Source organism: Acinetobacter sp. NIOH-H-8 (genome assembly GCF_046635365.1).
In the GTDB taxonomy this organism is placed as follows: Bacteria; Pseudomonadota; Gammaproteobacteria; order Pseudomonadales; family Moraxellaceae; genus Acinetobacter.
The window spans coordinates 90,519-111,671 of record NZ_JBHDVN010000004.1; the positions used below are offsets into that span (position 1 = coordinate 90,519).

20 protein-coding genes are annotated in these 21,153 nt (G+C 35.4%); 8 read left to right on the top strand and 12 right to left on the bottom strand.

Annotated features, from left to right (window positions below; translation table 11 throughout):
• Positions 1-6 precede the first annotated feature (6 nt).
• The 7 genes from ACEWB7_RS03430 to ACEWB7_RS03460 form a co-directional block, all read right to left on the bottom strand.
• On the bottom strand, positions 7-651 hold the full coding sequence (locus ACEWB7_RS03430) for a hypothetical protein (RefSeq protein WP_005028658.1): 645 nt from the start codon (positions 649-651) through the stop codon (positions 7-9).
• Positions 644-2,200 carry a UvrD-helicase domain-containing protein gene (locus ACEWB7_RS03435; protein WP_005028656.1) on the bottom strand — a complete coding sequence of 519 codons (1,557 nt, stop codon included), beginning with the start codon at positions 2,198-2,200 and terminating at the stop codon, positions 644-646. Before ACEWB7_RS03435 ends, ACEWB7_RS03430 begins: the two co-directional genes overlap by 8 nt.
• Before the next feature lie 3 nt (positions 2,201-2,203).
• Positions 2,204-2,761, bottom strand: coding sequence for a hypothetical protein (locus ACEWB7_RS03440; protein ID WP_005028652.1), 558 nt, complete (start codon positions 2,759-2,761; stop codon positions 2,204-2,206).
• Positions 2,761-3,330: a hypothetical protein gene (locus tag ACEWB7_RS03445; RefSeq protein ID WP_005028650.1), complete on the bottom strand. Its 570-nt coding sequence runs from the start codon at positions 3,328-3,330 to the stop codon at positions 2,761-2,763. Before ACEWB7_RS03445 ends, ACEWB7_RS03440 begins: the two co-directional genes overlap by 1 nt.
• A 12-nt stretch (positions 3,331-3,342) precedes the next feature.
• The gene (locus tag ACEWB7_RS03450; RefSeq protein ID WP_005028648.1) at positions 3,343-4,017 is read right to left on the bottom strand and encodes a hypothetical protein; all 675 of its coding nucleotides are present in this window, start codon (positions 4,015-4,017) and stop codon (positions 3,343-3,345) included.
• 12 nt (positions 4,018-4,029) lie between these two features.
• Entirely contained in the window at positions 4,030-4,935 is a 906-nt protein-coding gene (locus ACEWB7_RS03455) for a hypothetical protein (protein ID WP_005028646.1), read from the bottom strand.
• 122 nt (positions 4,936-5,057) lie between these two features.
• A complete protein-coding gene (locus tag ACEWB7_RS03460; protein WP_024160802.1) occupies positions 5,058-6,587 on the bottom strand; it encodes a Type IV secretion system protein IcmP/DotM in 1,530 nt (509 codons plus the stop codon).
• Between the two features lie 1,081 nt (positions 6,588-7,668).
• On the opposite strand from ACEWB7_RS03460, the gene ACEWB7_RS03465 reads away from it, so the two are divergent.
• Together ACEWB7_RS03465 and ACEWB7_RS03470 are read left to right on the top strand one after the other, a co-directional pair.
• Positions 7,669-8,505, top strand: a complete 837-nt coding sequence (locus tag ACEWB7_RS03465) for a ParA family protein (protein WP_005028640.1) — start codon at positions 7,669-7,671, stop codon at positions 8,503-8,505.
• Positions 8,506-8,514: 9 nt separating this feature from the next.
• The gene (locus ACEWB7_RS03470; protein ID WP_024160785.1) at positions 8,515-9,576 is read left to right on the top strand and encodes a ParB/RepB/Spo0J family partition protein; all 1,062 of its coding nucleotides are present in this window, start codon (positions 8,515-8,517) and stop codon (positions 9,574-9,576) included.
• Positions 9,577-9,621: 45 nt separating this feature from the next.
• On the opposite strand, the gene ACEWB7_RS03475 is transcribed toward ACEWB7_RS03470, so the two are convergent.
• The 5 genes from ACEWB7_RS03475 to ACEWB7_RS03495 form a co-directional block, all read right to left on the bottom strand.
• Positions 9,622-10,449: a hypothetical protein gene (locus ACEWB7_RS03475; protein WP_024160786.1), complete on the bottom strand. Its 828-nt coding sequence runs from the start codon at positions 10,447-10,449 to the stop codon at positions 9,622-9,624.
• Positions 10,446-11,552, bottom strand: coding sequence for a ParM/StbA family protein (locus tag ACEWB7_RS03480; protein WP_024160787.1), 1,107 nt, complete (start codon positions 11,550-11,552; stop codon positions 10,446-10,448). Before ACEWB7_RS03480 ends, ACEWB7_RS03475 begins: the two co-directional genes overlap by 4 nt.
• A gap of 305 nt (positions 11,553-11,857) precedes the next feature.
• Complete coding sequence (locus tag ACEWB7_RS03485; RefSeq protein WP_024160788.1) at positions 11,858-13,153, bottom strand: ATPase, T2SS/T4P/T4SS family; 1,296 nt, start codon at positions 13,151-13,153, stop codon at positions 11,858-11,860.
• 27 nt (positions 13,154-13,180) lie between these two features.
• Positions 13,181-13,990, bottom strand: coding sequence for a type IV secretory system conjugative DNA transfer family protein (locus tag ACEWB7_RS03490; RefSeq protein ID WP_024160789.1), 810 nt, complete (start codon positions 13,988-13,990; stop codon positions 13,181-13,183).
• A 37-nt stretch (positions 13,991-14,027) separates the two neighbouring features.
• Positions 14,028-14,474, bottom strand: a complete 447-nt coding sequence (locus ACEWB7_RS03495) for a DotD/TraH family lipoprotein (protein ID WP_411580437.1) — start codon at positions 14,472-14,474, stop codon at positions 14,028-14,030.
• 1,087 nt (positions 14,475-15,561) lie between these two features.
• Here ACEWB7_RS03495 and ACEWB7_RS03500 point away from each other — a divergent pair.
• The 6 genes from ACEWB7_RS03500 to ACEWB7_RS03525 are packed head-to-tail and all read left to right on the top strand — an operon-like array spanning position 15,562 to position 21,145.
• Entirely contained in the window at positions 15,562-16,782 is a 1,221-nt protein-coding gene (locus tag ACEWB7_RS03500) for a hypothetical protein (protein ID WP_228199015.1), read from the top strand.
• Positions 16,783-17,070 (top strand): hypothetical protein, encoded by a 288-nt coding sequence (locus ACEWB7_RS03505; protein ID WP_024160792.1) that lies wholly within the window; start codon positions 16,783-16,785, stop codon positions 17,068-17,070.
• A gap of 10 nt (positions 17,071-17,080) precedes the next feature.
• Positions 17,081-17,764 (top strand): DotI/IcmL family type IV secretion protein, encoded by a 684-nt coding sequence (locus tag ACEWB7_RS03510; protein ID WP_005005897.1) that lies wholly within the window; start codon positions 17,081-17,083, stop codon positions 17,762-17,764.
• A 13-nt stretch (positions 17,765-17,777) separates the two neighbouring features.
• Positions 17,778-18,725: a DotH/IcmK family type IV secretion protein gene (locus ACEWB7_RS03515; RefSeq protein WP_005005900.1), complete on the top strand. Its 948-nt coding sequence runs from the start codon at positions 17,778-17,780 to the stop codon at positions 18,723-18,725.
• A 21-nt stretch (positions 18,726-18,746) separates the two neighbouring features.
• Positions 18,747-20,258: a DotG/IcmE/VirB10 family protein gene (locus ACEWB7_RS03520; RefSeq protein ID WP_411580438.1), complete on the top strand. Its 1,512-nt coding sequence runs from the start codon at positions 18,747-18,749 to the stop codon at positions 20,256-20,258.
• 5 nt (positions 20,259-20,263) lie between these two features.
• Positions 20,264-21,145 carry a hypothetical protein gene (locus ACEWB7_RS03525; RefSeq protein WP_024160794.1) on the top strand — a complete coding sequence of 294 codons (882 nt, stop codon included), beginning with the start codon at positions 20,264-20,266 and terminating at the stop codon, positions 21,143-21,145.
• Positions 21,146-21,153: the final 8 nt, after the last annotated feature.

The window sequence follows — 21,153 nt, forward strand, 5'->3', positions numbered from 1 at the left end:
TTGGTTTTAGACTTTTTCTATAATTGTTTCGGTATCTGGTGTTTCAACTTCAAACCCAAAGTGAAGATTACCGTATTCAATTGCTTCTTCTACCCAATGCAAGCCCATGTTTTGCTCATTTCCTACTTTGCTTGAATCATAAGCCTCAAGGGGCATCACCCTCTTAATATCATTTTCGATGAAAAAATATGTATAACAGTGAGGGTGCACATATATTCCATCAAAATAAAATGGAATTAAATATCTCCCCTTTAATTCCTTAAACTGCTCAATTGTATGTTTACTTGAAGCAATTCCACCGCCTGAATCTATGACAATGCTTCTAAAAGATCCTGAAGGAATATCAACGATAGCCAGGCCATCGAACGTTTCTACACCATTTAATATCTCTTTAGTTTTGAGATAAACACCTGGTTCAAAATGGCGTTGCTTGAAATTAAAATCTTCCGTGAAACTAAAGATTGACTTTGTTTCCTTTTCAATTAGATGAAACATTTCAAGAAGTGGTGTGATTATATCTGCGACCTGTGAGCCCTTTTTCTTAACAAGCTCCATGATATACGGTTCGTGATGAAACTCTCCGCGAATATAACTAGCATTGTGACATGCCTGAAACACTCTATTTTGCAGAACTTCAACTTGATTAGGCATTTGAAATCTCCGTATTTTTTGAATTTAAGTGTTCCAATAAATCATTAATGCCATCTGTAAATAATATGTTTTTGGCTCGTGTTACGGTCACATACAACAGCCGTTTTTCATCTGCAGAAATCATTAGCTTTTTATCGAGAATTTTATAGTTAAAGCCTTTTGCGATTAGGACATTATCCCACTCTAAACCTTTACTCTTGTGTGATGTGCTAATGACCAAAGTGTTTTTTGGGTCAGTTTCATCATCAGCCATACTATTTTCTAACGCCCACTCAATCACTTGCCATGAGTATTGGTTTGTTAGATCCAGAAAGGTTTTTAATTCTGTAGTTGCCCCCTCCACTTCTCCAAACACTTGTATATGGTCCACAAGCTCTTGGTAGGAAGAAAAGTTTTGAAGCTCTTTACACGTTGGCCGTTTATTTGCTCTCAGTTGAAAAATCCCACTGAAAATATCTTTACTGCGCTTTCCATCAACCTCAAGACGTATTTTCTTTTCGCCATTAAGGTAGCCATGAAACTTAAAAAAGTATTCAAAAGCCGTAGCATTTGTTCTACAAATAATCGCGTTCAATGAAGATGGTGCATAACTTGATGTACTGAAAGTGGTAACTTTTGACGTTTTACTTGGTAAACCTTTTAACTGTCTGGTTTCACCAAAAAGTTTATTGAGAAGTAGATTAGCTATATCTGCAACTGCATTACCAAACCGAAACGACTGTTCTAAGTACAATGCTTCAAGATCTAGGTTCTGTAAAATATCTTTCGCACCCCTAAAGCCATATATGCTTTGGTATGGATCTCCAACAAAAATAACTTTTGCTTTTTGACGTTTGAGTACGTCTAGTATTAATTGGTCACTATCTTGGCTTTCATCTACCATCACGTAATCAAAATCAAGTTGTGGTTTTTGCAGTACCCACCACTTGAGATAGTAATCGTGTGTAATACCATAATCACCGTTTGGATCAACTACATCATTCCAGATCATTTTCGCAATTGAAGTGATTTTATCTTCAAGAACGTCATTGCGCTTAATTGATGTTTGTTCTTTTAAAGCTATGTAAGCATGATCATTGGTAACAGTCTGATCCACTGTCATACAAAAATAACGTAATGTATTAAGGATAATCAGCGCTAATGTTAGATCGGTGAGTTGTCGGTTTTTCCCGTTGTACTGAAATCGAATGTTTTCAAGCTTAAACTTTTGAACAATATCTTTAGGAAGTAACGTAGGTTTGTTAATCTTATTTTTCAGCCAACCAGGTATATTTCTGTAAGCTAGAGAATGGAATGTAGAACATGTGACTGAATTCAGCCCATATTCAGCGAATTTTTGATTAGCTTCATCTGCCATCTTTTTATTAAATGATAGATATAGTCCAAGCTTACCTAGTTGTTGCAAAGCACTACTACAATGGATCAATGTCGTAGTCTTACCAGTACCAGCAAAAGCAATCAATTTAAAACTGGTTTTTAGTCGTGTTGCTTTATCAATTGCTCGTTGCTGTTCACTGGTAGGTTTTTGAGTAATTTTCTTCACAACCATTGCTTAATTTCGTGCTAAAAAAGAACTTGGTTTTTTGTTTTTCATTACAAGCACATCGCTTTCAACAATTTGCATCTGGCTTGCTAAAAAGTTAACTTGTTGCTTCAGTTCGTTTATATCGCTTTTTAGTTCAACTACTTGCACTTGCATCTCAAGGTTTGAATATTTGAGCTTGTTATTCTCAGTTTCTTTCTCTTTTAGTGCTGCCTGTAATCTTTTGATTTCCTGTTGGCTCTCTATGTTAGCCACATTAATATTGCTCTTGCTTTGAATATTTTGTGCTTGAGAAGATGTACTCTCAATTGCAACAGGTGTTGGCTTTGGTTGTACTGTGCCATTATATTTGGTTGTCTCTGAGATCTTATCCCATAGTGAATATGTGCGTAATGGCGCTGGTATATTTTGATTTGGTGTTGAAAAACTGGTGCGTAAAGCATTTGCACTGTCTTTAGATACAATGTCTCCAGAACTATTAATTTCAGTAAAGCCAGCATAAGCAAGTGAAACAACTGTTGAAACTGCTATTGCACCAATTACCTTAAAATAGTTTGATTTCTTCATTAGAATGCCCCTTTCAAGCGCTTATTTTTTGCCGTTTGATTTGATGATTTTCGAGTGATTGTGTTGTTTTCTAAATTGATAGAAACACCTACATTCATGACCTGATTTTTCTGTGGGTTGTATTGAATAAAGACCAGTTCTTTTGCATATTTCTTTGCGTGTGTTAAACGTTCAGCATGAATTTCATCAAGATTAAATCTGATTTGCATTCGCGATATATACAGCTTGAATAACTGATCATTTACTTCAGCTAAATTTAAAACTAAGCCTTTTTCATCTATAGAAGCAGACTCGAAAGTTAAATCATTTAAAAACCAATTTTCGGGTTGTATTAGTAAATAAAACTTTTCAACTTCGCTTGTGATTGCATATGAAAAACAAAACTCATTCACCTGATAGGTGCTTAAGCAAATGGTTTCATTGTTATAGCCACGTTTCATGTTTCGGTCATATGAGCTCAACCACCAAACTAAATAGTGTCGTGCTTCCAACTCTTTAACGGTTATTTGTGCTATTTCTGAGGCCTTTAGCTGTAATGCTTCAAGGTTTTCTATTCGTCTAGCTCTCATAGATATTTCACCTTATTTTTCTTGAAAGCATGAGTTATCAAAAGCCATTGAGTTAGGATCTAACCCCATGTTTTTAAGAGCCAAGGCTTTACCGTCAAGTTCAGGGTTATCAGATGTGCTTAGTTGTTGCGAACTTGTTTCTGAAGATGCATTTTTCTCATTAGTACCTGAACCTAAAAAGTAACCGCCTCCAGCAAAAACAACTACTGCAGCTACAATGCCCATAGCTGGCCAAGACGTTTTAAAACTAGAGAATCTATCTGCTAAAGATAAGCTGTATTTTTCTTCATTAGAACGTATAGGGCTGTCTGTAACATCAGCCTTATATTCATTTAGAGCTTGATGCCAAACTTCCTTTATGTAGCTCTGAAGTTCATATGTACTGAAACGAACCTTGCTTTTGTTTAAGTAATAGCATGGCTCACTTATAAGAATTTCTGTGTTTTCGTCAGACTTTAAGAAAACTTGTCCTCTAAACAAATTATTCTCGACCTGATCAAATCCTTTGATCGTTAATAGTAGATCCGTGGCCTTTGCATCTATATTGAAGATGCTCACCTGGCGATTTCTATCCGTATCTCCAGAAAGGTCAGAATCTAAAAACATAGACTCATTGTTTATCTTAGAGAAATAAGGTGAAAAGTTTCCGACAATCGATTGGAAAGCTTTCAATTGAGTTTTGTTCATCTCAATTCCCTCTTATTTGAAAATATAGTCAAGAGTGGCTGTTTCTGAAGTTCCTCTACGAGCTTCAACTTTTCCAGTCTTTTTATTTACAAAGATAGCAACTGGTACACCAGCAGTTAGTGGCTGTGGCTTTTGTCCAGCGCTACGAATTGCTTCTCGCTGTTCACGATCTTCTTTTGGCATTGCAACAATATCTTCGTGATAGAAGAAGATAGATTGAAGAGCGCCTAAGTGTTTATCCAACTCAGCAAGTTCCTGTGGTGTAGGAATCACTTTAATTGAGTTAATTTCTTCATCTGTTCCATTAAAGGTTTTATTAATAGTATCTTCAGATGGTTTACGAAGAATTCCAGCTGCTAATTGTTTTCCGTTTTCACTTTGGTTTAGAACTAAAGCTGGAATCCATTTAATAGTTGCACCGCTTTTAACGTATGAGCGAGAAAGGTTGAATGTTTCGTGACAATATTTACAGCGTGGATCGTAAATGATGTAAACAGTGTTGTTATCATTCGCTTTCCCCTCTTTAAACCCTGAAAGCGTTTTTACAGCTTTAAAGACTGGATGATTGTATGCACTGGCCAAATTCCCAACGGAAGCTGTTGGTTGTCGTGCTGGTGTATTCATTTTTTTTGCAGTTAATTTAAGAGGCTCAGATATATTTTTTTTAGTAGCAGAATCCCAAGCTGTACCATGTAAGATGACTTTTTCATCGGATGTTGTAAAAAACACCGCATTTTTCCCATTAGGTGCCTCAAGAATCCAAGAAGTTAAACCTCCACTAAAGGGTTTAACTTCTTTTACTTTGCCCATTTTTTGCATCTTAGAAGTAAGGTCCTGAGATGGTGCAGCGTAAGTAGAGATTGTAATAATACTAATAGCGCAACTTGCTACTATTTTAGTGAAATTATTTAAAAGCATTTTAGAGTATTACCTTTTAAGCCATGTTTTAGCAGTATAGTTAAAATATGGTTTTAAAAAAATAGTTAAATAAAAAAGACCGGTGTTTTAATACCGGTCAATTATAACTTATAAGTTTAAGACTAAAACCCTTTTTGCTTGTTTTTTTGTATTTCATCCTGTGGTATTTCTACGCTCACCATATCAAAAACATGATCGTCACTATACTTAAAATCATCTTTATCATTGTTTTTAGAGTTATAAGATCCGTTGTTTAATTCCTTGTCCGTAAACTCTACTACTCGAATAATACTGTTCACATCTTCAGCAGCTTTTTGTCTAGCTTCAGTCATGGCAAAACTCAATAATTCGTATTCAAAACCAACAAGGCCAATGTTAAAGTCTGGCTCTTCTAATGGCTTCCCTAATTTCACCTCAATTAGATAATGCGAGATTGGACCTAAACCCTCACTAAACAAAGACGGTCTACCAATATTCTGTATGAATGCGTATGCAGTTCGATTGTATAGTTTTAACCAGCGTATATCTGTTGGTGGCATTACACCTAGTTGTCTTGCTGTTAATACAACCTCACACAAAATAGTTCTTACATATGCATGGTTTTTAAAAATCTTAGTAGCAACGGGATGTTTAATGTATTTGTGAATTCTTTTTCTAAGGAAATCAAAATTAAACCCTACAAGCTTACGATCGCCCTCAACATACTGATTTTCAATTGCAAACAATGGGTTGTTAGGTATATTTTTTGTGCAAATATCCCAATAGTAATTAATTAATGTTGTTGAATCTTTTTTGATTTTACGGAACTCTTCATCATCCATAGATTCATCGGTTGCACATGCTACTGGTAAATACAAAGCTAGCAAAATTGTATCAACATCGGATAAATACGATAATTCATCGGGTGATGTTTCTTTTGAATTATCAAGGGTTATCCAAAGATCCCCTAGTTGTTCACGTAAGACATTTAAAAACTTCTCTTCATCTATGATAGGTACTGTTTCACTTTTATCATTATATTCTTTCGTTACTCCGTTGATTGTAATGTTCACAAGGCGCTCTTTAGTTCCTGTAATTAACTCATGCCTATTTGCAAACTCATAAGTTGAATCTAGCGCTTTAAAATGACCATTGTTCGTATCATATTTTGACAAGTCTAATGGACCAAAAACCTGTAAGTGTCTTTGGTTTGGAATTTGTTCCTCTATGAACTCTTCTAGGTTCATGCTTTTGATAAAGCCCCGTGCTGGATGCTCGCTGTTGAAGCGGTCATAAGCTTTCTTTATCCAAGGTGTTGCCAGCAAAAATATTAATAAATTCCATGCTTGACTGGCTTTTGAAATTTGAAAAATAGTGACTTCGCTAAACTTATTTTGACAAAATAATGGAAGCCAATTGTTTGTTGGTTTACATAGGTGTTCTGTTGAATACACCAACTCACTTAGTAAAGGCACGTAGTTAAGCCCGATAGCTTTGAATATGCTATGTATCCACCATAGAGGAATAATTAAAATGCCTTTTGTGTATACTAAAAACCCTACAATTTGAGGTTTATAAGCAAACCATACAGCCAAAAAAGCCACTAAAACCATAACAACAGTAAATATATAAATATGATTCTCATGTACAAGCTTATCTTTTGGATCTGCCATTTTATAGCCTATTAATATGTGTATTGTTGGGTATTATATAGTTAATATTGGTTTTAATCTAATTCCCCTTAAACCTTTTAAGGATTTTAAGTCTGGTTTTAAGCTCTTGACTAAAGTGGCATTTAATACCTTTTAAAGCTTAAATCAGGTCAATCTCAACACTAAGCCAGTATTCTTGGTCAAATACTAAAAAGAATGAATAAGAAGCCCTCCCCTACTAGACATTTAAGTGGATTAACCGCCTATATAATAAATTTCTCTATAAATATTGTTGGTAGTCTTTTTATTGAATAGGGCACTCCCCTACTCAGCTAATATAGATCATTTTCAGTTGTGCATTTCACAACGTCTACTCATTTATTTAACTGTAAGTAGTAGTAAGCCCTCCCCTCTTCTTGGCAACTCCATTTTTATCAGTCTGATAATGAATAAATCAACGATTTAGAATCGAAAAACCGTTATCAGCCTGATAATGAAAAAACCACGCCAAGGGATCTAAAGCTGTTATCAGTCTGATAATGAAAAAAACCATGCCAAGGAATCTAAAGCTGTTATCAGTCTGATAATGAAAAAAACCACGCCAAGGGATCTAAAGCTGTTATCAGTCTGATAATGAAAAAAACCACGCCAAGGAATCTAAAGCTGTTATCAGTCTGATAATGAAAAAAACCACGCCAAGGGATCTAAAGCTGTTATCAGTCTGATAATGAAAAAATCCACGCCAAGGGATCTAAAGCTGTTATCAGTCTGATAATGAAAAAATCCACGATTAAAAATCGAAAGCTGTTGTCAGTCTGATAATGAAAAAATCCACGATTAAAAATCTAAAGCTGTTATCAGTCTGATAATGTAAAAAACCACGCCAAGGGATCTAAAGCTGTTATCAGTCTGATAATGAAAAAATCCACGCCAAGGAATCTAAAGCTGTTATCAGTCTGATAATGAAAAACACATAAGATATGGACACATGTTAGGCATATAGATTGAAAAAGTTGAAATATATTAAAAATAAAGTGAAAAAGTATTTTAAATATTTTTCAAATATTGTATTGTTTGACTTTACTTGAAAGGTGATTGAAAAATGGAAAAGAACTCAGGAAAAACTTATATTTGTACAAGCATCCACTTTAAAGGTGGTGTGGGCAAAACAACATCTACGGTGAATTGTGCTGCTAAGCTTGGAAAATTAGGTTATACGGTTTTAGTAATCGACTTAGATAGCCAACGTAATGCAACAAAACATATTTCAAATGTTCCAGATATTAACGATATAGATGGCACTCTAAAAGATATTTTTGAAAACTATAAAACAATTAACATTCACGATGTTATACAAGGTCCAGATAAAACCAACTTTGAAAATGTGTCTTTGATTGCTTGTGCTAATAACATTCGTGATGTTGAAATCAATATTCAGCGTTCTAGTCCAGTTCCTAATGAAATTATTAGAAGTGTATTAAGAAAGATAAAAGGGGATTTCGACTTTATTTTGTTAGATTGTCCACCGCGAATGGAAACTCTAACTTTTAATGCTTTGTTAGCATCAAACAGTTTATTAATTCCATTACAGGGTGAATACAGTATTCAGGGTTTGGAAGATATACTTAACTCTATGGATGACTTAGAGACAAGCAATCCAGATTTAAAAATTCTATCGCCAGTACTAAACTTTTATAACAAGCGTAATACAGTGGATCTTACCTTGGCTGAAGATATTCGCAATGAATATGCTCAACCAAAATTGCAAGAAAAACTGGTAAATAAGGAATTAATCTGTATTCCAAATGCTACGGTTTTTAGTCAAGCATCATATGTTAAGTGTTCCGTATTTGATCTGGATGCTGGAAAAGAAACACCAGCAAAACAAGCAATTAATCAACTTGTAGATCTAATGGTTTCTGAATACAAAAAATTATAAGGTGCTGATATGAACTTTAAAGATAAAGTAAAAAGCATGAAAAAAACATCTGTTGCTAATGCAACAGGGAGTGATGCTCAAGTTACTGATGTAAAAGAAAATACAGCGACTCCAACCATAGAAGAGGGGAGTCTTAACCCACTAGCTAAGCGAGAAACAAAAAATATTGTTAGCGGATCTCATTTAGAATCAATCGACATTGATTTAATTGATCCATCACCTTATCAACCACGTATCATGAATAAACGTGTATATGAGAAGTTGCCAATTTTGGCTGCTGATATAGAAACTAATGGACAAATTAACCCGATTACAGTTCGACAGAAGGGTAATCGTTACGAGTTAATTGCTGGTGAGAGACGTTTTAGAGCAATTAAAGAGATTTTAAAGCTCAAGAGAATTACTGCTTTAGTTAAAACATCTATGAATGATGATAAAGCTGCTATAACAGCTTTATTGGATAATACTGCTAGACAAAATCTTTCAGATTTTGAAAGCATATTAAAAATCAAGCAATTATGTGAAGAGTTTGGTTATCCTTTTGAAAGTTATGAATTTGTTACTGAAAAATTTGCGATTGATAAGTCGAAGTATTTCCGTCTCAAATATATTCTAGACTTACCTGAGTTCATTTTGGACTCTTTGAACGAAGATCCTGAGCTAATTTCTGGATATATTGCTCAAGAAGTGAATACCGCAATAAATAAAGCTTTAGAAACTAAAACTGAAAAAGCAATTTTCGACTTGTTAAGACCAGAATGGGATAAATACGTTGAAGAATTTAAATCCACGGGCAAGCGTCATAAAGGATTTATAGCTATTTTGAGTGAAGAAGAAAAAGCAAATAAGGCGACTAAGCCTGAAAAAACTGAAGAAGCTACTACTGAAGAACAACCGAGTAAGATTAAATTCGATTTTAAGACAGATAAGGGCGTTAAATTTGGTTCTATGAGTTCTGAATGTGGTACCAAAGGTAAGAGTGTACTTAAGTTGCGAGTAGCCTTGGATGCAGATATTACAGAAGAGAAAGCTAGAAAAATTGAAGAGTTTTTTAAGAGCTTGAATGATTGAAGTTTCAAAACTTTGAATGAAAAAAACCGGCATTGCCGGTTTTTTTTATAATAGATCTGGATTAAAAGTCTGGTTAAGCCAATCCGAACTACTTGGATTGGTTACTGGTTTTGATTCAGATACGTTTTGACTTGGTTTAGCATTGTTAATTTCGGACGTTTCGGTATTTTGAGATGTTTCAACGGTAGGGGAGTGGTCCTGAATGTTTTTATGTTCAGTATGTTTAGCTTCCTTTATCTTAACTGCTTTTTGAACAGGAACCTCCTTGCTCTTGATAGAATTAGTTACGGGCTTTTTAGGTGATTGTTCAATTTGCTCCTTACTACTTTCTGGTATTTGTATGGATATATGATCAAGATACTTTTTTTCAAGATATTCAATATCGTACACATAGTAAGCAGTATTAAACTTGGTGTATGTTTCAACACAAGTACTTAAGCCAAACCTTAATAGGAAAGAATTGACAGAATATAGGCTTGCCATATCCTCATTAACTTCATACAACTTATAAAGGTATGAAAGCTCAATTAGAACCGCTATACCAGCATGTAAAACAGCAGTTATGTAATTTCTACGAAGCTTTCCTTGAGGATGTTTTTTAATTGAATTAAATAGTTTTTGATTTGCATTTTTATCTATTTTCATTCGTACAGGCTGTGCAAACGTCTCGTCTATTTCATTTTGCACTGGCGCATTTAGAAAAATCTTCTGCTTGTCAGTACAAAAGATAAATCCTAAATACAGCAGACTTAAACTAAAAGCGTTTAAGTCTAGACCTGGTAGATTTCTATTAACATTACTAATCACATCAAGATCTTCTCTTGTTAAGTGAATTAATTGATAGGATAGTTGTATGTAGTTTGAATCTGTCATTTGATTTCTGCGTACATTTTATACATGTATTTAGCTAACTTATATAAACCTTTAGCATTGGCGTACTCTGGTGATTCAGCGATTCTTACGTTCGGTAAGTCGTACTTTTCTTTAATCTCTTTTTCAAGAAAAGCTGCACCGCCTCCACAAAATAATACTAATGCTAAATCATCGCCTCCACCGATCTGTTTAGAGATAAAGTTATTTAATTCGATCATGAATTCGTTTTTAGCTTGCTGAATTAAACCTGTAATATCTTTGGCTTGAGATCCTATACCATAAGTTCCAGATTTTAGTGCGAAATCTAGCCAGTTAGCGTTAACTGTTTTATAGCCAGATTCAAGAATTAAGCTAGTGATTCGTTCATAGATGGTAAGAATACCAAGGTTACGTGATGTAGAACGATGGCCATCAAGCATGTTTCCTCCATCTAATGTGACTACAATATCAGTGGTTTTACCGCCAATATCGATTACAGCACATTCAGAACTTATTAAAAGATCACTATCTTCTGAACCGTTTCCGTGTACATCAATAATCTCATTAAAATAAGCTGTTTGAGCTTCACATTTAACAATATGTCTTTTAATGATATTAAGCGGTTTACCAGCTTTATGATCTTTTAAGTTGAAGCAAACATCACCATTGAGTAGAAAATTAGTTTTCATATCAATAAGTGGCATGTTTTTGGTTTTTTCAGGTGTGTAATAGCGACTAACAGGAAGTGAAGTAGCGATTGCAAACGCTCTACCATCATATGTTCCGATATGGTCAATATAGGCCTTAATTGCCTGGTGTATTAGTGCCTTGTTATATTCAGATGTCGGGTATTCGTCTGTTCTGGTATCCAGAGGAACACTACTATTGATCTTCTTACCAACTGTATAAAAGTTTTCATTTACTTTAACCACATAATAGTCAGTAGAATCCTCTTCGCCAGTGAGGACTTTTCCTGAATAAGCAATACTAGGAATAGTCAGTTTGATTTCATTTCCATCTTGATCTAGACCAGCATAAAGCTTTGTACCGCCATGTCCATCATCAATACCTAGAACAATATAACGTTCTTCAATCGCTGGTTTTTCATTTTGAGTATTTTTCATAAGTTTACCTTTCAATTTTTCAAGATTTACAACGAGTAACGTCTTCTACCGCGTCTAGTGTATTTATTGCCCCCAAAAACTAAGCGTCTAAGAGCAGAGGGGATATAGCTGTATTTGTATTTAAATACTTTTTCAATAACCAATGTTGCTACTATCAAGCCGATGAAAAGCATAAGTTTGAACAAGGAAAACTTAATAACAACAGCTAGAAAAGGTATAAACAAATATCCGTTTAAACCGCCCCATAGGATTAGATTTAATCTAAATTGCGACCAGTGTGCATATTGATCATCCATATTCGCCTCTTAATAAATCAGTTTGTAATAGTAGTCTTCATGCAAACGACCAGCTTTGAGTAGATCGTCAGCTTGTTTCCTGAAACTCTTACTGATGTTTGGATCTGAACCATCAGAATTAATCATTAACTCTCGAATAAACTTCTGTTGAGCATGAATATCATCAATTAAAAGCAATTCTTCTTTCAGTTGAGGTGATAAAATTAAGTGTTCCCTTACAGCAAATACCTTGCCGTTCACATCTTTAACAAGACGTTGAGCAATCAATGTATAAACTGAACCAATAATGTCAGCTGCAGCCTGAAGATGTTCTTCATGCTTAAAGCGCTTCAACATACGTGGAATAATTTTGTCTACGGTGGTTGCGTGAACCGTTGCAAAAACAGGGTGGCCAGTTAAAGAAAGTTCTAGAGCTGCAGAAATTGTTTCTTTATCTCGCAATTCACCGATTTCAACTGCAGCAGGACGTCTACGCATCGCCTCTCTATTTGCATCCGCAAAAGTCTCGAAGTTATTGGGGATTTCGCTTTGACTAACAATACTGTGTGTGCTTTCAATTGCGTCATACTCGTATTCGATAGGCTCGTTGTGAGTCAAAATATTTCCACGAATATGAGTATTATTTTCCAACACATAGCGAATATTTGAAGCTAGTGTTGTACTTTTACCAGAACCAGTGATTCCGCCAATGATGTAGCAACCATTGTGAGGTAGCGATCTTTTAATGAAATCTTCATCTAAACCCACTTTTGAAAAGTGAGGGGGAATGCCAGAAATTGTACGTAACGTTATCTGAAAAGAATCTCCAGATCCACGATACGAAGTTCGAGATACGTTCACACGAAAGTTATAACGAGTTTCCTTACCTGAAGCGTCTTTCTGCAGAATACGATATGCCTTATTAATAAACTTATTATTAATAAGGACTAAGTAGGCATTTTCATCAGCAATCGTTCTTAGGATGTGTAGAGCTTCATCACGATTGATAATACGGTGTGTTAACGAATATAACTCCAAGTCTTTCATCATTGTGATGGGGCGATCTGGACTAATGAAAATATCTGAAGCACCATGAGCTAATGCTTCATATAGAAGACTTTCAAATTCATCGCGACTTTTAAACCCTTGTTTCGGATCTTTGTATGTCGTTATGGCTGTTAATGTAGCCAAACCAAAACCACGGCTAGAATCGTAGTCTTTGCGAATGTCTTTGGTAGCTGTCAGAATCTTATTTTCAGATCCTTTAATCTTGTTAACATCAAATAATGCAGATTTTGCTTTTAATGTCGAAACCTTCATTTGCATTTAAAACTTCCAATTGAGTTAGCGAACTTAAGGTTCGCTAACAAGGTTAATTTTTGGAATTTGATAGCTAGGTGCAATTTGTTCAGGTTGGAGAATTGGTTTCCAAGTTTCAATATTTGAATTGAACTGCGGTAATTGTTGGATTTGAAGCAATTTCATATCAAGAGCAATAGTGTCTTGTGTAGAAGAAACAGCCAGTGATTGACTGCTAATTGCTGGCATTGATAACTTGCCCTCTAAAACAAACTTATGGAAAGTAACCATCCCCAAATAATCTCGTTTAAGACGATCTACTGCATCTTCAACAATATTTCGGCCCTCAACTAAACCCATTTCATAAGACTTAGCAGCAGTCTCTTTCCATATTTTTCGTTCTTGTTCGTTAGCTGGTAACATTTCTTTCGGAATGAAAGTCACGTAATCAACATTGCTATCAAGTGTAGGGAAAACAAGGTACTGACGCCAATCAGGTGCACGAGTACTGAAACGAGCTTGTTTCAAGATTTTATAAGTCTGCTTAGTCGTCTTGTACGACATGGCATTAGGTGTCTCAGTTACATCTTTTGATTCAATAATAACCGGGGGAACAACAACATCTTTGATCATGTAAGGTTTAAAGTTAAAGATTGTATCAAGGTTACGCTCTTGGCTTTTGATGACCTCACGAGCGTTGCTTAAATAAGTATTGATCCCTAACTTAATACCTTTTTGCTTAACTAATTCAAGCATGGCTTCATAACGAGCTTGCTGTTCAACATTACTAACATGAACTTCTAAAGAAGACTGGTTAGATGGGTTTAGTAGCTCTTGTAATGAAGCATTATTAGAGTAGTCCATAAAAACTCCAGATATGTATAAAAGGATTTAAAGGGTATTAGTTATAAGTCAATAAAATACTTTTATTTTGATGATCTAGAGTTATCGAAGCAGTATTTAAATATGCAGAAACATCGCGTAAAGCTTCTACACCAGTAAGACGCTTTTTATTAAAATTAACAATTGGAAGCTCATGAGTAGGACCAGCTTCTACAAAACGGTATCCGTATTGGCTAGAAATACTTTTAATTAAAGGTATTGGATCGCCTATGTAGTCGATATTTAAAAGGTCATGGTTGATGCTACCTTGTTTCTTCTGAACAGTTTGCATTTGAATTGCAGAAGAGTTCTTTAAGTTCTGTTGTGCAATTAAAGCCTCTTGAGATGCTTCAGATATAATAGATAAAGGGATTGCTACGTTTAATTGCGTTACATCACGACTAGCACACCCAGACATCATTAAACCAATTACAAGAACGCTTAAAAGCTTTTTATTGTGCTTCATTTTTACTCCGGATTAAGTGGGTATAAAGACAAAATGATTTTAGTATAAAAACTATTAAAATGCACTTTATTAATTATAAAAAATCCCTTAAAAGGTATAAAGCCGACTTTTAGGCACTCGCTTAAACCTAATTTATAAGCTTTAACGTATATCTAAGGGCGTTCTTCAGGCAGTCGTACCTGGCCTAAACAAGACAAATCTGTAAAAAATACTCTTTTTAAGTGCATTGTCTGTCCAAAACAATGCTTTTTTTTAGTAGTACCTATCTGAAATGGAAATACAACGTACTTTTTTCAATCAATTATAGAGAGTAAATGAGCTCTTATAGTTTGCTAGACGTCTTTTATATTCCTTTATAGTCTTATTCTTTCTTTTTATTATCTTTTCTATTCTTTTTTGTTCTTTTTTTAGAATATAATTTATACAGAAAATAACAAAGTACATTTATTCTTTTTTTAATTAAAATATTATTAATACTGTAATTTATATTTTACAGTATAGAAGTATATTAATAAAGATGTTAATATGCTTTTTTTAATTAATATTAAAAATATTATTGGTGATAATGCAATTTATTTATAAGCCAGCTTCTTTAATATTAAATAAATTGATAAAAACTGTTTGAAGAAAAAATGCATCTTGGTATATACCATTCCTAATTTAAAAGTTTAAAGACATTAAAGCTGCTACTTATAAAAACCTATCTTATGGTTTAGTGCTGTGCATCTTAAATATAAAGATTTGACACCTTAAACACCAATTAAACTGCAATAATGATAGGCTTAGAGTCGTATTTTTCCCTAAAAATTTAAGGCATCGCAACTGGCAAAAGACTATTGAAACTATGCATATCAAGCACTTCACTGTAAAAAAGGACCACTGTGTTTTTATGATTTCTCAACTTCATTTTTTTGATTTTTCCACTGTACTAACAAGAGAGGAGTCAAAAAAGACATTCGCATTTATTGGGCTTAAAAGTGAAAAACATTTTGCTTAAAGTGAAAAACGTTTTAACGAGTACTTTTAGAAAGGTGTTTAACGTTGTAGTATGTGCTCATGTTTTGCATGTGGATAAAGGGTGGTAGTGGTGAGCAGTTTTGAGAATCCTAATAGCTATCCAAAGACATTAAAAGAATACACAAGTCGTATAGAAGATTTTCCGTATTCTACTAAGACCAAATATGATATTGAGCTTAAGCAAAAAATTGATAAACATTTAGATAGTTCAGAGCTAGATTTAAAAATGTTATATGAAAACATATATTCTGAATTTAAAACTAAATCTGAAAATGGTTATTACGCGGAATCTACATTTAGAACATATCGTGCATATTTAGTGTATGGAATCGGTCTAAAGCTTAATGAGCTAAATAATGGCTCTATTAATGATGAAGATATAGATGCTGGTTTTGATGAATATTTTTTAGAAGAATTATATTTAAGAATCATTAACACAAAATATACAGCTAATAAGGACAAACCTAAGCGTACTTCTGAGCTGAAAACAAAGTACTTTGAACGCACGTTTTACAACTACTTGGTAAGAGAATTCGAGCATAAGAACGAGAGTAACACCAGGGTTAGTGAGTTTGATCGGATGATGGTTGCTTTTGTTGATGCCAATCTTGTTGTTGGATTGCGTCCTGTTGAGTGGTTTTCCGTTTCATTCTGTTGTGCAGTAAAAGGACCAAAACTGATCATGATTGTGGAAAATGGCAAGGCTACACATGGTCGGGCTAATGGACTTAAAAGGTATTTAATACTTGATGACCTTAAACATGAAGATCAAGAAAAGATATACCTTTATTGGAACTTGCTAAATAGGTATGTGAGAAAGGTATCTAGTTTAAATAAAACTAGTGGCTATACCTTTGGATGGGATGAAAAACAGACTTTTATTAAAATACTGCAAGAGCGTTTACGTTTAAGTTATATCAATTACTTTAAGCTTAGAGGCAAGGTTTTAACTAATGAAGATCAACGACCTACTTTATACAGTACAAGGCATCAATGTATTGCAAATGCTAAGGTAAAGGGTATTGATAAGTTTGTGATAGCTGGTGCTTTTGGACATGCTGGTAAAGATACTGCTTCTAACTTTTATGGGCGAAAGTGGAGAGGCCATAGTGGTTTTAGTATAAAGCCTACTTTAGATTCTATTGAAAACGTTAATGGTAGCCATGAATTTGTTAAAACACTTTTAGCTAATAACCTAGATACCTTTTATTATTTTGATCTTAATATAGCAAATGAGTTTAATACCGACTATTATAAGGACGAATTAAAGTCGGGTTTAGTGATTGACTAAATGGATAACTCTAAAACTAATTTGACTACTTCAACATGGGGTTCTCCTTACGCTGAAGTATCAATAATAGGTAAAAGAAAATACGCAAGGCTTTTAAGAGTGTTGGTTAGTACGTTTGCCTCATTGTGCATTTTAACCGTTTTAACAACGCTTAGTTTTGTAGCTTTTAAACTCACCACAACAGATTTTGAATCTTTGGTTTTTGATGACGGCACACCAGTTAAGTGTGTGCTTAGCTCTAAATCAGATCGTCCAATTCCATCTGTTATATATCAGCCAGCGAAATAGGAGTGCTGTTGTGTCTAAAGACAAATCTAATGAAAACGCTGAAATAGGTTCTTGTGATCCTAGTCTTTGGCTCAGAAAACAGGTGGATGAAAAAGATAAGGAGATTGCAAAGTTAAGACGATGGCTTGTTTTCGTGTTTTTCGCTTTTATCGTGAGTGCTGTTCTTGCGATGATTATTTTTGCTGCCTTTAATGCATACCCAAAAGTCAAAGCTGTTCAAACAGTAGATAACTCGGTTATCTGTCCAATCGAAGCATCAAAAAACCCTCGCGTTACTGACGTTGTTATTTCTGAATTCGGTAAGAGTGCAATTCTTTCTGTCTACAACTTTGATTTCTTGAACTGGCGTGACGTTATTAACAATGCTGGTTCAATGTATTTCACTGAGGGCGGTAAAGATTCATTGATGAAGCAAATCGCTCAATCACAAACAGTTGGCACAATCGTACAAAACAACCTAACGATGCGAACTACTGCTACTGATGTTCCACAAATCGAAAACCGTGATTTACATGCTGCAGAACCTAGTTGGACTGTTCGTGTTCCTATCACTACTCAATTCTTCTTAGGTGACAAACAACCTAAAGAGACTCACCGCTTCATTGCGACAGTTACTATTGTTGAGCATCCACGTTCTTATCTGAACTACAACGGTATTGCTGTTAAGACAATTACGTTAACTCCAGCGCGTTAATTGGATGATACTTATGAAATTGAAAAAATTATCTTTGGCTCTTTTTGCTTCTACTGCATTAACTACAATAGTTAATGCTGCTGATATGCCTCCGAATACTTTTGCGGATGCTCAATCTCCTTTGGTTGCACCTGAGGTAGTTGATACAGCATCGGAAATTGACAGACAGGTTCACAATCTTGTTGGTTTGCAGTTCACACCTGAGCAAACAAAAATAGTTAAAGGACTTTTGTTGCAACAAAAACGAAGCCTTTCTAGTCCTTATGTAAATACGCCACAAGCGAAAACCCGTAGTTTGGGTATTTCATTAAACCCTGGTGAGGAACCGCCAGTAATTCGTTTAAGCGCTGGCATGCTATCTACTATTGTCTTTACCGATTCTTCAGGAAATCCATGGAACATTGAAAAGATTTCTTTGGACCGTGGACGTTTCTCAGATGGCTTAGGTGAGCAAAACGAAAAAGAGCCAGACGAAATCCCTGAAACTAACATCCTTTCAATCGAACCATTAGATCCAGCTGCTTTCGGAAACGTAACGGTCACATTAAAGGGATTGGGTGCTCCAGTAATTTTGATGTTAGCTACTGGCCAACGTGATTTAGATGTTCGTGTAGACGCACGTATACCTGGTCGAAGCCCAACAGCCAAAGCTATGTATTCAACAGGCAATCAAACATCGATTATTCCAGATGGTGTGAGTTTGCAATTTATGGATGGCTTAGCGCCTGAGGGTGCTGTTGAAATGCGAACCGATAGTCCTAATGTCCGTGCTTGGAAGTTTGGTGGCTATATATATGTGCGTAGTAACTTTGGTGTTATTCAACCAGCCTTTTTGAGTTCTTTCCGCGCTAACAACGGTATGAAGATCTTCCGTTATGAAGATTCTGAAGATCTGAAGTACATCACATTTTCAACGACTGGCGGTACACCTAAAACTGTTTACCTCGAAGACGCATTTTAAGTCATTAAGTGAGAATTAAAAATGGATTCAACGAACCAACAAAATAACCCGAATGACATTGAAGAGAATTCTAGTCGTAGCACTGAAGTAGGTACTACCGATGAAACTATTATTTCTGCAAACCAAGTTCATTCAGAAGAAGACCAACCTAAAAAACTGAAAAATACAAGTATTAAAACTGCTAACAAAAAACGTGTTTTTGCAGATACGCGCTTTCGCGTTGTTGCAATTATTGGTTTGGTAGTAGTTGGTGGATTAGGCTTTTTTATGTTTAACCCAATGGGGAAAAGTGACCAACTAGCTTTAGATAATCAGGTTGCTATTGCTACACCAGAAATCCAAGGACAGGGTACAAATGTTATCCCTCCTGAATATGTAGAATATGAACGTCAAAAACAAGCTGAAGAAGCTGCTCGAGCTGGCAAAAATGGTGAAAGCTATTTGCCCGAATTTAAAACAGTTGCAACACAAGATCCAAACGGCGATCTGAACGATCAGAATTTTATTACAGGTCCAAATGGGCAACCTGTAAACGGTTCTGCAACAGGTGGTACACCAAATATTACGCTTGAACTTGACCAGATGGCCAGAGCTAATATGGCAAATCAAGGTGGTGCATTACCTCAACCAACTAGCGGTGGTCTACCACAACAACCACAAACACAAAACGGTGCTAATCAAAACGCACCGATTTATCAAACTAACTACGCGCAACAATATGAACATGCTTCATCTGCTGCTAATGATGTTGCTAGTGTATATAGCCAACAAGCAGCTGCTTATGCAGAACGTAATGCTGCAACGCGTGAATTAAGTCAAACTGCTTTTGTTGATCAACTTGCTGCGTTTTCTAATACAAAGAACAAGGTCAACGGATATTCAACATATAAATATTCACACAACACTAAAGCATCGGAAGGGCAACAAAACCTTGGAAGCTTGAACGTTGCGAATACGACTAGCGAATCTACTAAAGGACTAGCAATCATTAAAGCTGGTACAACAATGAAAGCGCGTTTAGATACAGGTGTGAATACTGATAAAGGTAAAAACCTATTTGCTACTGTTATTGGCGGTAAATTTAACGGCGCAAAACTTATTGGTACTGTTGGTCTGAATACTGCGGATATTGAATTTAACTTTACCCGTATGTTGTTTAAGGGCGAAGAGTATGCAATCCAAGTACGAGCTTTAACTCTTGGAACAAAACAATCGGGCATGGCTGATAAAGTCCAAAAACACACTTTGCAAAAGCTTGGCGGTATGGTTACTGTTGGAATCTTTGAGGGTTACGGACAAGCCTATCAAAACATTGGTACAACCCAAATCACAAATACTGGCAATGTTGTAAGCACGAAGGAAGAGCCAAACGATAAAGAAATTGCCGGGAACATCATTGGTAACGTTGGTACGGAAATGGCGAACATGGCACGTACATCAACAGTTCGACCAACTACGTATATCGTTAACAGCGGAAAAGTATTTGAAGTCTTTTTTGATGCTGACGTAACAACACCGAAAAATAAGGGGTAAGCGAAATGTCTGATAATCAAATGACTGCTGAACAGGCAAAGAAAAATCTAAAAGATGCTGAAGGCAAACCCCAAAAAGGCGAAGGTAGTGCGAAGGGTGGTATTCCTCCAAAACTTCTTATTGTTATTGGTGTTATTGCCTTAATTATGATTGGTACTTTCTTTTGGATACAAATGAGTAAACCAAAAGACGTCAGCACGGCAGTTGCTCCAGAACAAACACCAGAATCCATTGATACTGTTGGTCAAGGCATTCAACAAACACAAGCAACATACAACCAAAATCAACAACCTTTAAAGGACAATAGTATTGCTGATGATACGGCGTTCATTGTTGATGAAAATATTGTGTTTAAAGATCCTACCACTGGTCAATACATGATTATGTACAAATCCATGTCGTATCCGATTGATTCTGATCTAGGAATAGAGGCAGTTAACTTCTATCAAAGTCAGGGTACGAATGCACTTATTTTATTACAACGTTTGAAAGAAAAAGAGCAAGCGCATGGGCAAGTACAAAACGGCGAACAAACTGCAGTTGCTCAATCAGAAACCATAATCAAAAATGAACAACTGAAAGCTGAAAATGACGATCTTAAAAACCTTGTTGAATTGCAAGAACAGGCAATTAAGGAATTAAAGACTAGTTTAATCAAAATAGCTAAAGACCAGACTAAGCAAAAGGCTTTAAGTACATCGGGATCTAAAACCTTATCAATTCCAAAAGGTGCAAAACGCTTGGATGCTTTTGCGGTTGTAGGCGATCGCGCTTGGATGACAGATTCTCAAAACCATACATATACAGTCTATGTAGGTCAGAAGATGCCAGACAATCGCACGGTCTATGCTGTTGACGAAAACGAACAAGCCATTTGGGTGAAATAAGGAAAATA